This window comes from Candidatus Accumulibacter phosphatis (genome assembly GCF_000024165.1).
GTDB lineage: Bacteria > Pseudomonadota > Gammaproteobacteria > Burkholderiales > Rhodocyclaceae > Accumulibacter > Accumulibacter phosphatis.
The window spans coordinates 4,481,602-4,495,130 of sequence record NC_013194.1 but is presented as its reverse complement, the minus strand read 5'-3'; the positions used below and the strand labels follow the sequence as shown (position 1 = coordinate 4,495,130).

Here is a 13,529-nt window from a genome sequence, read left to right as displayed (position 1 = left end):
CGTGGCACGGATGCTGCGTGTGCACGACAGCCGTGGCCGGCGATGGGCACGCTTTGGCTGACCGGCGCCGTCGCGAGTGCGGCCAGTGCTTCTTCGTGCTAAATTCAGGCTTCCTCCAGACAGCTCGCGGGCTGCCGCCATGACTGAAAAAAGCGATCCTCCCAAGGCAACTGCCTCCATGCAAACCAGAAAATACGCACTGGGTGCCATGCTCGTCGTGCTCGTCATCGGCGCTCTCGGTTTCCTTGTTCTTCCGCCTCTCGTCAAAACGATGCTGGTCGACAAGCTCTCGGAGGTACTGCACCGACCGGTGACCGTACAAAGCATCAGCATAAACCCCTACACGCTGTCCGTGCAAGTTGCCGGATTGGCTATCCAGGAGAAAGGTGGGGGCGAGACCGTTGCGGGCTTCGACAGCCTGTACGTCAACGTCGAATCGAGTTCGTTTTTCCGTGGCGGGCCGGTGATCAGCGAACTCAGACTGGTGGGTCCGGTATTCAGGATCGTGCGCCTGACTGACGGACGCTTGAACTTCTCGGACCTGATCGACGAGTTCATCGCCCGGCCGGCCTCGGACGACCCGACACCGGCATTCTCGGTCAACAACATCCAGATCAGCGGCGGCAAGATCGAACTCGACGACCGAGCGCTCGCCGAGAAACACCTGATCAGCGACGTCAACATTGCCTTACCGTTCATCTCCAGCTTGCCCACGGCCACCGAGATCTTCGTCGAGCCGGCCTTCTCGGCGTCGATAGACGGCTCGCCGCTGGTCGTCCAAGGCAAGAGCAAGCCTTTCGCCACGTCCCTGGAGAGCGAGTTGGCGCTCGATCTTCGCGACGTGCAACTCGCCAAATACATCGATTACTCACCCGTTCGCCTGCCCGTGCAGGTCGTCTCGGGGGCCCTCGACAGCGACCTGAAGCTGCACTTTCAACGCCATGGCAGCGGTCACTCGGCGCTTGCTCTGTCGGGCAGCTTCGTGATCAGGGACGTCGATGTCAAGGATTCGGCCGGCGCGCCCCTACTGTCCCTCAAGCGCCTGGAGGTGCTCGCCGGCACGCTTGACCCGCTGGGCGGGAAATACGCGATCGACCGCGTCACGGTCGATTCCCCGGACATTCATGCCCGGGTGAGCCGGCAGGGAGCGATCAACTGGATCGAGTTCTTCAGCCAGGAGCTGGCGGCCCGGAGTGCGTCGGTCCCGGAAGCGAAAGCGGTACCTGTGGAATGGTCGCTCGGCGAAGCCAGAATCACCGGTGGTGCCGTACGCTGGCTTGACGAGTCGCAAGTTCAGCCCTTCAACGCGAATCTTGATGGGCTCGAGTTTGACCTGAAGAATCTCGACAGTCGCGGCACTTCGCGGGCGCAGTTCAATGTGGCGTGGCGGCTCGAGGCGGGCGAGTGGCTAAAGAGCGCTGCCGTTTCGATCAAGGGCGGGCTGCTCGACTTGGCGAAGCGGGACGTGCTCATCGAGCAGTTTACGCTGAGCGGCACCAGAGCGCTGATCCGGCGTGCAGCGAACGGTCGCATCGAGTTCTTTCCAACGCCGCAACTGAAGGTGGTTGCGGCCTCGCAGAAGGATCCGGCGGGTCCATGGAAGGTGAAGGTCGTCAAGTATCGCGGCGAGGATCTGGGAGTGCGTTTCGAGGATGCTGCCGTTTCGCCGGCGGCGACACACACGCTTGCCGGGATGAATCTCGAAGCCGAGAACCTCTCGACCGAGCCTGGCAATACAGCCACGCTGGCCATTCGCGGCAAGCTCAATCGCAAGGGCGAAGTGGCAGTCAGTGGGACCGCGAAGATCCTCCCGCTGGCGATGGATCTCAAAGTTGACGCCAGGACGCTGGAACTGTTACCGCTGCAACCGTACTTCACCGAGCGGCTGAACATCGAGGTGACGCGTGGGCAGGTGACGATGAGCGGCGATGTCCAGTTGCGTCAGGCGGGTAGCGGGGCGGTCGAGGTGGCAAAGCTGACCGGCGGATTCTCCGGCCAGGTGACCGTCGGCGATCTCTACGCGATCGACAAAGTGAACTCGGCCGACTTCCTGAAGTGGAAGTCCCTGTACCTGGGGCACCTCGACGTGCGCCTGAACCCGAATTCGGTGTCCATCGGCGAGGTGGCATTGGCCGATTTCTTTGCCCGCGTGATCCTCAGTCGCGAGGGCAAGCTGAACCTGCTGCAGATCGTTCGTCAGCCGGATGCGGCGCCTGTTTCCGTGACAGCCAGGGCTGCCGACCAGGCGGTGGTTGCGGGCGACGGCAAGGCCGTCGCGCCGGTGGGCACCACTGACCAGCCACTGCTGCCCATCAAGATCGGGAAGATCACCGTGCAGGGCGGCGACATCAGGTTCACCGACAACTTCATCAAGCCCAACTACTCGGCGAACCTGAAGCGGATTGGCGGCAGCATCAGCGGGCTGTCGTCGGCCGCCGGCAGCGTCGCAACCCTCGCTTTGCGCGGCAGCTACGACAACATCGCGCCACTTGGCATCACGGCCAAGCTCAACCCGTTGGCGCCATCGCCATACCTGGACCTGGAGGCCGACATCAAAGGCATCGAGATGACCTCTCTGTCACCGTACTCGGGCAAGTACGCGGGTTATGCAATCGACAAGGGCAAGTTGTCGCTGTTTGTCAAGTACAAGATCGAAAGTGGGCAGTTGACTGCCGAGAACCGGATCTTCCTCGATCAACTCACCTTTGGCGATCCGGTGGACAGTCCGGAGGCGACCAAGCTGCCGGTGACGCTGGCGGTTGCCCTGCTCAAGAATCGCAGCGGCGAGATCGACATCAACCTGCCGATTTCCGGCTCGCTCAATGATCCCGAATTCAGCGTTGGCGGTCTGGTGGTCAAAGTGATCGTGAACTTGCTGATGAAGGCAGTCACCTCGCCGTTTGCCTTGCTGGGGTCGGTTCTCGGCGGCGGGGAAGAATTGTCGAACGTCGAGTTCGATTTCGGGCAGGCGGTGATTACCCCGCCGAGCCAGCCGCGTCTGGAGAAACTGGCCAAGGCGCTGCTTGACCGGCCGGCGTTGAGGCTCGAAATCGAAGGGCGCGCGGACCCGGAGAGCGATCCCGAGGGCTTGAAGCGTGATCGCCTGGCCACCAAGGTGCGGGCGCTGAAACGTGAGGATCTGACGAAGAAGGGTCTCGAAAGCGGGTCGACTGACGCGGTCGAGCTAGGTGCGAACGAGTATCCGGCCCTCCTCGAGCGCGTGTACCGCGCCGAGAAGTTTCCGAAGCCGCGCAACCTCGTCGGTATGGTCAAGGGGCTACCGGTTGAGGAGATGGAGAAGCTGATTCTCGCCAACTCGCCGGTCGATGAAGAGGATCTGCGCGACCTTGCCGATCGGCGGGCCAAGGTGGTTCGCGACTGGCTGCTGGCGCACCAGGTTCCCGGCGAGCGCTTGTTCATGCTGCCGGTCAAGCTCGCGAAGTCGGAACGCAAGGCAGACTCCGCCGAGCAGGCCAAGGGCAGCCGAGTCGTTTTCTCATTGAAGTAAGCCCGACGGCGCTACGGGCGCAGATGCCCACCGCCGTTACCGGAAAGCGTCGCCCATGAGTGAGGCCTGGTGGTACGTAGCGATCTTGACTGGCGTCGCGATGGTGGCGCTACAACTTCTCCTGTTGCTGCGCGCGGCGCTGGCCAGGGAGAGGCTGGACACGCGTTTGCGCGAGTTGCAGGGCGGACTCGAGCGGCTTGAAAGGGAATTGCGGCAGGAGATGGCCCTCGGACGACAGGAAGCGGCCAGCGCGGCGCGCGGCGATCGGGAGGAGCAGTCGTTGTCGGTAGGTCGACTTTCGCAGACACTTGCTTCGCAGATGGCCCAACTGGGCCATCTGCAGGCGCAGCAGCTCGAGTCTTTTGGCCAGCACCTGGCGCACCTGACGAACAGCAATGAGCAGCGTTTCGAGCAGTTGCGGCTGGCCGTCGAAGCACGCCTCGGGGTGATGCAGGCCGATAACGCAAGCAAACTGGAGGACATCCGGCGTACGGTCGACGAGAAGCTGCACGCCACGCTCGAGCAGCGCCTGGGCGAATCGTTCAAGCTGGTCAGTGACCGGCTCGAGCAGGTGCATCGTGGCCTTGGCGAGATGCAGACGCTGGCCACCGGCGTCGGCGATCTCAAACGTGTACTGAGCAATGTCAAGATCCGGGGCACTTGGGGAGAAGTGCAGTTGGCAGCACTGCTCGAACAACTGCTGACCCCCGAGCAATACGTCAAGAACGTGGTGACCCGGTCTGCCGGGAGCGATCGCGTCGAGTTCGCCATTCGTTTGCCCGGACGCGATCTGGGCGACGATGACCAGCGTCCCGTCTGGCTGCCGATCGACGCGAAGTTCCCGCTCGAAGACTATCAGCGCCTGCTCGACGCGCAGGAGCGCGGCGACCCGGCGGCACTCGACGCGGCCGTCCGGGGCCTCGAACTGCGACTGCGTGAAGAGGCGCGCAAGATTCACGACAAGTATGTCGAACCGCCCTACACGACGGATTTCGCGATTCTCTATTTGCCGACCGAAGGTCTTTATGCCGAGGCGCTGCGCCGACCTGGGCTGGTTGACGTCCTGCAGCGCGACTGGCGGATCTGCATCGCCGGACCGACGACGCTGTCGGCGCTGCTCAATAGTCTTCAGATGGGCTTCCGGACGCTCGCGATCGAGCGCCGGTCGTCGGAAGTCTGGGCCGTTCTTGGCGCCATCAAGACCGAGTTCGGCAAGTTCGGCGAGATCCTCGAGGCGACGCGCCGGAAGCTGGAACAGGCCAGCCGGAGCATCGAGTCGGCGGGTGTCCGGACGCGCCAGATCGAGCGCAAGCTGAAGAGCGTCGAGGCGCTGCCGGTGGCCGAGGCACAACTGCGGCTGGGAGACCTCGAGGAGATGGAGGCGGCTGACGAAGAGGTCTGAACGGGTGTGCTATCGCGGTGGGAGCGAGGTGCGAGCAAGGTGGCTGCCTCGCCACGCCGTCAGATGCGCTTAGAATGCGCTTTTCGGGAGGATGGTCGCACACCGTGAGCAAGCGCGTTGGACGTTTCGAGATCATTCGCGAACTCGGCCGGGGGGCTCAGAGTGTCGTGTATCTGGCGCGTGACCCGCATCTGCAGCGGCAGGTCGCGATCAAGACGCTGCACTTCTCGCGGCCTGATGCCCGCCAGAATCGCCAACTGCTCGAAGAGGCGCGCGTCGTCAGCCAGTTGCGCCACCCGAGTATCGTGCCAATCTTCGAGGCTGCCGAAGAGCAGGGTGATCTGTATCTGGTGTTTCAGTATGTGCCTGGCAAGAATCTGGCCGAGTACCTGCAACTCAGCGCTGGTTTGACGCCCGCCAGGGCGATCGCCATCATGCAACCGATCCTCGACGCCCTGGCGCATGCGCACGCTGCGGGAATCATCCACCGTGACCTGAAACCGAGCAACATCCTGATTGACGACGATGGAGTGCCGCGAGTGATGGACTTCGGCATTGCCACGCGCGCCGAAGGGCTGGCCACCGATGGAGGACAACTGGTCGGCACGCCGGCCTACATGGCACCCGAGTACATCCTGCAGCGCACGAGCAGTGAAAGGTCGGACATCTTTGCTGCCGGTCTCGTTCTGTACGAACTGCTCAGCGGGCAGCGTGCGCTTCCGGGCAGCGACATCAAGCAGGTGATGCGCCAGATTGCCGGCGAGGACATCAAGTTGCCGCCAGCGGCGAGTGCGGCGCTCGACGAGCGCCTGGTGCACCTGCTCTACCGGGCGCTGGCCCGCGATCCGCAGGAGAGATACGTTTCGGCGGTTCAGATGCGTGAGGCACTGGACGACTTCCTGTCGCCGGAAAGCCCGGCGCCGTCGGCGGACGGCCGGCAAAGCACGATCGAGTTCCTTCTCCGCCGGATGCGGCACAAGAGCGATTTTCCAGCTCTGTCCGAGTCAGTTGGCGCGATAAACAGGATCACTTCCTCGGAGACGCAGAGCATTTCCGATGTCTCGAACACGATCCTCAAGGATTTCTCCCTGACCAACAAGATTTTGCGGATGGTCAACTCGGCCTACTATCGGCAGGCCGGTGGTGGCAACATCAGCACCGTGTCGCGCGCGGTCGTTGTTCTCGGTCTGGACGCGGTACGCAACATTGCCATCACCGTGATGCTGTTCGATCACTTGCAGAACAAGACCAATAGCAATCAACTCAAGGACGAGTTCGTACGCGCCAATCTGGCCGCCATCCTGGCCAAGGACATCGGCAGCAAGATATCGGTACGGGCCGAAAATGAGCAGGTGTTCATCTGCGCGATGTTTCACAACCTGGGGCGTTTGCTGAGCCAGTACTATTTCCCCGAGGAAAGCGCCGAGATCAGACGCTTGATGCAGCAGAAGAGCTGCTCAGAAGACGCCGCAGCGCTGCAGGTGCTGGGTATTTCGCATGAGGATCTCGGTATCGCCATCGCCCAGACGTGGGGCTTTCCGCGGCTGATCGTGAACAGCATGCGCAAGCTGCCGGCCGGCAGCATTCGCCGCCCCACCAACTCGGAAGAGAGTTTGCGTGCCGTTTCTGCCTTGTCCAACGAACTGTGTACGCTGGTTGCGGAGGCGACGCCCGAACAGCAGCAAAGGGAGCTGCGCCGGCTCGTGACGCGTTTTGCGGAGGTGGCTCCTCTCAATGAGCCGGACCTGCGGCGGACTCTCGAGAGGTCGTTCGAGCAGGTGTCGCAGTTTGCCGCGACGATTCACCTCAATCTGCAACAGACGCGTTTCGGCAGGCAGATTCGCGCGTGGGGAGGTGCCACCGTGATTGCGTCGGTGGACGCGATCGATGCGACGCACGTGGACGGCTTGGCTGGGGCGGTGCTGTCCGATGTCGGACCGGACACCGAAGCTGACGACCCACTGGCCGACGGCGGTCGCGGCGACGTCCTTCTGCAGGCGGTGGCAGCAAGCAGTGAGGTCATTCTCCTGGCAGGGATCCAGGACGTCAGCAATGCCCTGGTCAGCGATTTCAAGCTCAATGACGTGCTGCGCATCATTCTCGAAACCATGTACCGGGCGAAGGGCTTCAAGAATGTCATCCTGTGCATTCGCGATGGGCGCAGCAACACCATGCTCGGGCGTTTCGGCTTTGGCCCCAATGCTCAGGAGATTGCCAGGCGCTTCCGGTTTTCGCTGGTCTTTGCGCCCGACATCTTTCATGCGGCGCTGGCGAATGGCGTCGACATCCTGATCAGCGACACCAATGACCCCAAGATCGCGGCGCGCATCCCGTCATGGTTCCGCCAGGCGGTTGACGCCGAGACCTTCGTTGTCTTTCCGCTCTGCCTCAAGAGCAATCCGGTGGCCATGATCTACGCCGACTGTGCGCATGCTGGCGAGATCGTGATTTCCGAAAAGGAACTGTCCTTGCTACGAACCCTTCGCAATCAGGCTGTGCTGGCGGTCAAGCAGTCGATCTGAGGCGGTCGTCGGCAGTGTGCTGCCCAGTGTGCGGGCGCCAGCTTTGGCGGGTAGTCATGCTGCGCGCCTACCAGAGCTTCCACCACGGTTCCCGACGATCGAGGCCACGCCGGTAGTAGTCGCTGTTCGGATAGTTCGTGCGCATGACCCGTTCGGCGTCGTCGCGCAGATCGTTCAGACCGAGCGAGTCGTAGGCCTTGACCATGATGAACAGCGCTTCTTCGGTAGCCGGTGCGTCCGGGTAGTTCTTGACCGCGTACTGGGCGCGGTTGGCGGCGGCAAGGTAGGCTCCGCGTTTCATGTAGTAGCGGGCGACGTGGAGTTCGAGCGAGGCCAGCGCATTGACCAGATACTTCATGCGCAGGAGCGCATCGGGCGTGTACTTGCTGTCGGGAAAGCGGGTCACCAACTCCCGGAACGCGTCGAAGGATTCGCGCGCGCCCTTCGGGTCGCGTTCGGTCATGTCCTGGTTGCTGATGGTACCCATGATTCCCAGGTCTTCGTTGAAGTTGATCAGGCCGCGCAGGTAATAGACGTAGTCCACATTCGGGTGGTTCGGATGCAGCTTGATGAAACGGTCGCAAGCGGCTACCGCCGAAGCGGGTTCCTGATCTTTCCAGTAGGCATAGGCGATCTCGATCTGCGCCTGCTGGGCGTAGCGGCCGTAGGGATAGCGCGACTCGAGCTTTTCGAAGTACTTGATCGCCTTGGCGTAGGAGCCGTCGTTGAGTGCGTCCTTGGCTTCGGCGTAGAGCTTGTTGGCCGACCAGCCTATGGTTTCATCCTTCTCCGCCGGCAGAAGACCGCAGCCGGCAATGAGGGCGGCGACAATAAGCGCTGCGATAACCGCTAAACTACGCATGATGGAAAACCCACAGAAGAAAAAGGCGCCGGCGGATGCGTCCATCAAGGACAGCGGGCCGGCCGATTATAGCGCAAACGCCGGAATCGCCCTGCGCGTGCCCACCGCTTGTGGCGGTCAGCGCCTGGATCAGGTGCTGGCCCGCCTGCTGTCGCAGCACTCGCGCAGTCGTTTGCAGGACTGGATCCGCGAGGGACGCGTTGCCGTTGGCGGCGCGGTAACTGTGGAGCCCCGCTTCCGGCTCTGGGGTGGTGAGACCATCGCTCTCACCGAGTCGACTGACGAGCGTGCCGAAGCCTCGGCCCCGGAGGAAATCCCATTGCGGATTGTCTTCGAGGACGACACCCTGATCGTCCTCGACAAGCAGGCAGGCTTGGTGGTGCATCCCGGTAGCGGGAACTGGCGCGGAACACTATTGAATGGCTTGTTGCACCACGCGCCGCAACTCGCCAGGGTGCCGCGGGCGGGCATCGTGCATCGACTCGACAAGGATACTACTGGGCTGATGGTGGTCGCGAAGACACTGGAGGCGCAGACCGACCTGGTACGGCAGTTGCAGGCACGCAGCGTGAAGCGGTGCTATCAGGCGCTGGTGCGCGGCATCGTCGAGGGTGCTGGAATCGTCGATGCACCCATCGGCCGCCATCCGACGGTACGCACCAGGATGGCCGTGGTGAGCGGCGGCAGGCCGGCGCGCACGCACTATCGGGTGCTGGAGCGCTTCGTTGCCTGCACGCTGATCGAATGCGCACTGGAGACCGGACGGACCCACCAGATACGTGTGCACATGACGTCGATCGCCCATCCGCTGGTGGGTGACCCGATCTATGGTGGCGGCGCCAGCCGTGTGCCGCAAGGAGCCGTATTTCCTCGCCAGGCACTGCATGCCTGCCGTCTGGCGCTGGTACACCCGGCGTCCGGGAAGGCGATGCTCTGGAGATCAGGCGTACCCGCCGACATGGCGGCGCTGATCGACAGGCTGCGCCTGGAATCGCTGGCGGCGCATGGCGCTGAGCAGTTAGCCGAGGGCGCGGACGACGAGGACGACTGGGATGAGGGCGACGATCGCGCAGAGATGATCGACCTGGGTGACGAGGATCCTGACGATGGGGACCTGGGTGAGCAGTGAGCACTGGATCGTCCCCGACTGGCCGGCGCCGGCGTCTGTTCGTAGCCTGATTACCACGCGTCACGGCGGCGTGAGTGCGGCGCCTTACGGCAGCTTAAACCTCGGCGATCATGTGGGTGACGATCAGGGAGCGGTCCACGAGAATCGCCGGCGGCTTGCCCTGAGCCTGCCGGCGCCGCCGTCCTGGCTGAATCAGGTGCATGGGACGAGGGTAATCGATATTGCCGATGTCGGTTCGACGCCGGTGCCGGCTGCCGATGCTGCCATCGCGCGCAGTGTCGGCGTCGTCTGTGGGGTGATGACCGCAGACTGTCTGCCGGTGCTGCTCTGCGACCGGTCGGGCAGCGTCGTCGCCGCCGCGCATGCCGGCTGGCGCGGCTTGCAGGCGGGCGTCATCGAGCGGACCGTAGCGGCGCTCGGCGTTGCCGAGGGGCAAGTGCTTGCCTATCTCGGGCCGGCCATCGGTCCGCTCGCCTTCGAGGTCGGCGACGAGGTGCGCATGGCCTTCGTCGACGCCCGCGCCGAGGCGGCAGCGGCGTTCACGCCGCTGAGCGATCGCCAGAGACGCGACAGAGAGGACTGCGGCGAGGGCCCTGTTCCTCAACCGGCGCTGGGGTTGCCGAAGCATTCGGGCAAGTGGCTGGCTGATATCTACCTGCTGGCGCGGCAGGCACTGGGCAGCGTTGGCGTCGAGGCCGTGTACGGTGGCGGTTACTGCACCGTGCATGAAGAGAACCGCTTCTTTTCGTACCGGCGTGACGGCGTGACCGGGCGGATGGCGTCGCTGGTCTGGCTGGCCGGCGAGTAGTCAGCGATCGGGCGGGTCGGCGTCGGCGTCGCGAGTCGATTCGGGGTTCTTGCGGGCGGCACGGCGGCGCCTTCCAGGGCCGCCGAAGAGCCAAAGCAGCAAAGCAAGCGGCAGCAGACCGTAGAACAGCAGGGTCAAGATCCCGCCAATGACGCTGGTTTCGGTCAGCGCCATCAACACGGTGACGTACAGCCAACCGATGGCGACGATGTACATCAGGGAATTATAGGCGGATGCAGCATTGTGCTGGTGGCTCCGTCTGTGCCGTGCGACATCCCATGCGCCGCAGGCAAGTGAGAGAGGCATGGGCAGGACAGGTCGGCATGTTGGCATTGACAGCGTGGATGCTGCAATACAGAATCACGGGTCGGGTTGCTCGGCAGATGCTGTAATCGTGGCGGTATGGTACCGTCCATTGTTTCAATCGTCCTAACAGAAAGGGAAGAGCTATGACGCAACGTGTTGCTTTGGTTACGGGGGCCATGGGTGGGATCGGTACGGCCATCTGCCAGGAACTGGCGAAGGCCGGTCACAAGGTGGTCGCCGCTTACCATCCGGAGTTTGACAAGCCGGAAGAATGGACGAAGGCCATGGCAGAAGCCGGTTTCAACGACTTCATCTGTGTTGCCGGCGACGTCTCCGACTACGATTCCTGCGTCGCCCTCACCGCCGAAGCCGAAGCCAAGGCGGGTCCGATCGATATTCTGGTCAATAACGCCGGCATTACCCGTGACAAGATGTTCGCACGCATGGAACTGGCACAGTGGAATGCCGTGATCTCGACGAACCTAAGCAGCCTCTTCAACATGACGAAGCAAGTGTCGGCGAAGATGGCCGAGCGTGGTTGGGGTCGCATCATCAACATCTCGTCGCTCAACGGCCTCAAGGGTCAGGCGGGGCAGACCAACTACTCGGCGGCCAAGGCCGGTGTGATTGGTTTCACCAAGGCGCTTGCCGCCGAGGTCGCGGCCAAGGGTGTGACGGTCAACGCCATCTGCCCGGGTTATGTAGCGACGCCGATGGTCATGGCGATCAAGCCGGAGATTCTGCAGGGCATCGTCGACACGGTGCCGATGAAGCGTCTGGCCAAGCCGGAAGAGATCGGTGGTGCGTGCGCCTATCTCGCTTCCGACATCGCCGGCTTCATGACCGGTTCGACGATGAACATCTGTGGTGGCCTCTACTATCAGTAAACGTTCTTCCTGTTGCAGGGTGTGCAGAACAGGCTCCGAAAGGGGCCTGTTTTTTTTTGCTGGAGTATAATTGTGTTGCACCGCACCAATGAGCGTCAAAGAGCGCCCCCCGAGTCATCTGCCCATGGAGGAATGATCGTCATGCCCGAGCAGCTACGACTGATCAAGAAATACCCGAACCGTCGTCTTTACGACACCAAGACAAGCGCTTACATCACGTTGAGCGATGTCAAGGATCTGGTGTTGTCGCGCGAGAATTTCAACGTCCTCGACGCCAAGACCGGCGAAGACATCACCCGCGCCATCCTTCTGCAGATCATCCTCGAAGAGGAAGCGGCCGGCATCCCCCTGTTCACGACCGACCTGCTCGCCCAGATGATCCGCTTTTACGGCCACGCGATGCAGGGCATGCTCGGCAAGTATCTGGAAACCAACATCAAGTCATTTGTCGACTTCCAGAAGAAGCTGCAGGATCAGTCGCAACAACTCTACGGCGAGAACAGCAGCCAGATGCAGAGCGACATGTGGTCCCAGTTCATGAACTTCCAGGGGCCGGCGATGCAGACGATGATGGCGACCTACATGGAGCAGAGCCGGAAGATGCTGCACCAGATGCAGGACCAGTTGAAGACCCAGACACGCACTCTTTTCACCAGCATACCGCTGCCCGGCTTTCCGTCGGATGCCGGGAAACAGTCCACTGACGCCGAGAAGTAGTTCGTTGCCCGGGAGTTCCGGGTCGGTCTCAGTTGCTGCCTTTCAGCCGTGGATTCGTGTGTGCTCCACCTTGCCACGCCCATTCGACAAAACGGCCCGCCAGCGCGTGCGCCGGACAGGCCGTGCCGAAACCAGCAGCGCCGCTGCGCTGCCTAGAGCTAGCTAGCGCAACAGTGCCACATAGGTCGCCGCGATGATGGCGGTGGTAATGACGCCACTGATGTTGGCGCCGAGTGCCTGCGGCATGACGATCGCTCCGGCGTTGGCCGAACTGGCGACCTTCTGGACGATCTTGGCAGTCGTCGGGACGCAACTGACTCCGGCAATTCCAATGATCGGGTTGTACTTTCCACCGCTCCAGAAATACAGGATGTAACCACCCACCAGGCCGCCGAGAGCCGAGATCGTCAGCGCCAGCATACCTAGCAGCAGCAGCTTCAATACCGTCGGCTCGAGCAGGGTATTGGCTTCGCAGAGAACGCCCAGCGTCAAGCCGAGGAAGAAGGTCGCTGCATAGAGAAAGACTTCGCCGAGAAGCTTGGTGAAAGGCTCGATACCGCTCTCGCGCACCGCGACGCCGAGGAACAGCGAGAAGAACAGGGGGGCGGCCACCGGAAAAAGCAGGCACAGCAGCGTACAGGCGACCACGGCGAAAGTGAGTTTCTGCGAGCGACTGATTTTCGGCCCACGATCGGAGGCCATGCTGATGCCGCGGATCCGCTCGGGTACCAGCCACTTGATCAGGTACGGATAGGCACCATAGGTCAGGCCTAGGTAGAGGTAGCCGACGACCGTGATCGGCACGAACAGATCCTTGGCCAGCACCAGCGAGGTGAACAGGACCATCGGCCCGTCGGCGCCACCGATGGTGGCGACGGCTGCGGCCTGGCCTGGATTGAGACCCAGCCAGATGGCGATCGGGAAAACCGCAATGGTCCCCAGTTCGGCGAAGAGCGCAATGAAGATGCTCTGGAACGGCCGCGCCATCACGTAACCGACATCGAGCAGGACGCCGATGCCCATGAAGACCAGGCAGGCGATCAGGCCGTTGCTGAAGGTCAACGTGTAGATGGGCTGCAGCCAGTCGATCTGCATGATGTTCATCAGATCGAGTGGATCGGACATCAACGGGTCGACGAACAGCGTTCCCATCTTCTTGGCGTCGAGGAACATCACGCCAGCGTTGACCGACGACATGCCCAGTCCCATCGGGATCATCAGCAGAGGCTCGAGAACGTTCTTCGAGCCCAGGTAGATCAGCAAGAAGCCGAGCAGCATCAGGAAGATGCGCCCGAACATGATTTTCGGTTCGGAGGCAACCAGCGTGGCGATGCCTTGGAACAGATCAAGAAAATGAATGCCTTCCATACGCTTCAGTCCTCGCGCCA

The 13,529-nt window shown here is 62.3% G+C and carries 10 protein-coding genes; 7 read left to right on the top strand and 3 right to left on the bottom strand.

What is annotated here, in order from left to right; genetic code table 11:
- Positions 1 to 76: 76 nt before the first annotated feature.
- The 3 genes from CAP2UW1_RS19490 (at position 77) to CAP2UW1_RS19480 (ending at position 7,432) form a co-directional block, all read left to right on the top strand.
- Positions 77 to 3,508 (top strand): DUF748 domain-containing protein, encoded by a 3,432-nt coding sequence (locus CAP2UW1_RS19490; protein WP_199931513.1) that lies wholly within the window; start codon positions 77 to 79, stop codon positions 3,506 to 3,508.
- A 55-nt stretch (positions 3,509 to 3,563) separates the two neighbouring features.
- Positions 3,564 to 4,910, top strand: a complete 1,347-nt coding sequence (locus tag CAP2UW1_RS19485; protein WP_015768341.1) for a DNA recombination protein RmuC — start codon at positions 3,564 to 3,566, stop codon at positions 4,908 to 4,910.
- 104 nt (positions 4,911 to 5,014) lie between these two features.
- On the top strand, positions 5,015 to 7,432 hold the full coding sequence (locus tag CAP2UW1_RS19480) for a serine/threonine protein kinase (RefSeq protein ID WP_041567931.1): 2,418 nt from the start codon (positions 5,015 to 5,017) through the stop codon (positions 7,430 to 7,432).
- Positions 7,433 to 7,499: 67 nt separating this feature from the next.
- Here the strand turns inward: CAP2UW1_RS19480 and CAP2UW1_RS19475 are convergent, their stop codons facing one another.
- Positions 7,500 to 8,294 (bottom strand): outer membrane protein assembly factor BamD, encoded by a 795-nt coding sequence (locus CAP2UW1_RS19475; protein WP_015768339.1) that lies wholly within the window; start codon positions 8,292 to 8,294, stop codon positions 7,500 to 7,502.
- 1 nt (position 8,295) lies between these two features.
- On the opposite strand from CAP2UW1_RS19475, the gene rluD reads away from it, so the two are divergent.
- Both rluD and pgeF read left to right on the top strand, forming a co-directional pair.
- Positions 8,296 to 9,423, top strand: coding sequence for a 23S rRNA pseudouridine(1911/1915/1917) synthase RluD (rluD, locus tag CAP2UW1_RS19470; RefSeq protein WP_015768338.1), 1,128 nt, complete (start codon positions 8,296 to 8,298; stop codon positions 9,421 to 9,423).
- On the top strand, positions 9,401 to 10,231 hold the full coding sequence (gene pgeF, locus CAP2UW1_RS19465; RefSeq protein ID WP_015768337.1) for a peptidoglycan editing factor PgeF: 831 nt from the start codon (positions 9,401 to 9,403) through the stop codon (positions 10,229 to 10,231). Before rluD ends, pgeF begins: the two co-directional genes overlap by 23 nt.
- Here pgeF and CAP2UW1_RS19460 read toward each other — a convergent pair whose 3' ends face one another.
- Positions 10,232 to 10,447, bottom strand: coding sequence for a hypothetical protein (locus tag CAP2UW1_RS19460; RefSeq protein WP_015768336.1), 216 nt, complete (start codon positions 10,445 to 10,447; stop codon positions 10,232 to 10,234).
- A gap of 233 nt (positions 10,448 to 10,680) precedes the next feature.
- Between CAP2UW1_RS19460 and phbB the strand changes: the two genes are divergently transcribed.
- Positions 10,681 to 11,424, top strand: a complete 744-nt coding sequence (phbB, locus tag CAP2UW1_RS19455; RefSeq protein WP_015768335.1) for a beta-ketoacyl-ACP reductase — start codon at positions 10,681 to 10,683, stop codon at positions 11,422 to 11,424.
- Between the two features lie 141 nt (positions 11,425 to 11,565).
- Positions 11,566 to 12,141: a polyhydroxyalkanoate synthesis repressor PhaR gene (gene phaR / locus CAP2UW1_RS19450; RefSeq protein ID WP_015768334.1), complete on the top strand. Its 576-nt coding sequence runs from the start codon at positions 11,566 to 11,568 to the stop codon at positions 12,139 to 12,141.
- Positions 12,142 to 12,303: 162 nt separating this feature from the next.
- Here the strand turns inward: phaR and CAP2UW1_RS19445 are convergent, their stop codons facing one another.
- Complete coding sequence (locus CAP2UW1_RS19445) at positions 12,304 to 13,509, bottom strand: sodium ion-translocating decarboxylase subunit beta (protein WP_015768333.1); 1,206 nt, start codon at positions 13,507 to 13,509, stop codon at positions 12,304 to 12,306.
- Positions 13,510 to 13,529: the final 20 nt, after the last annotated feature.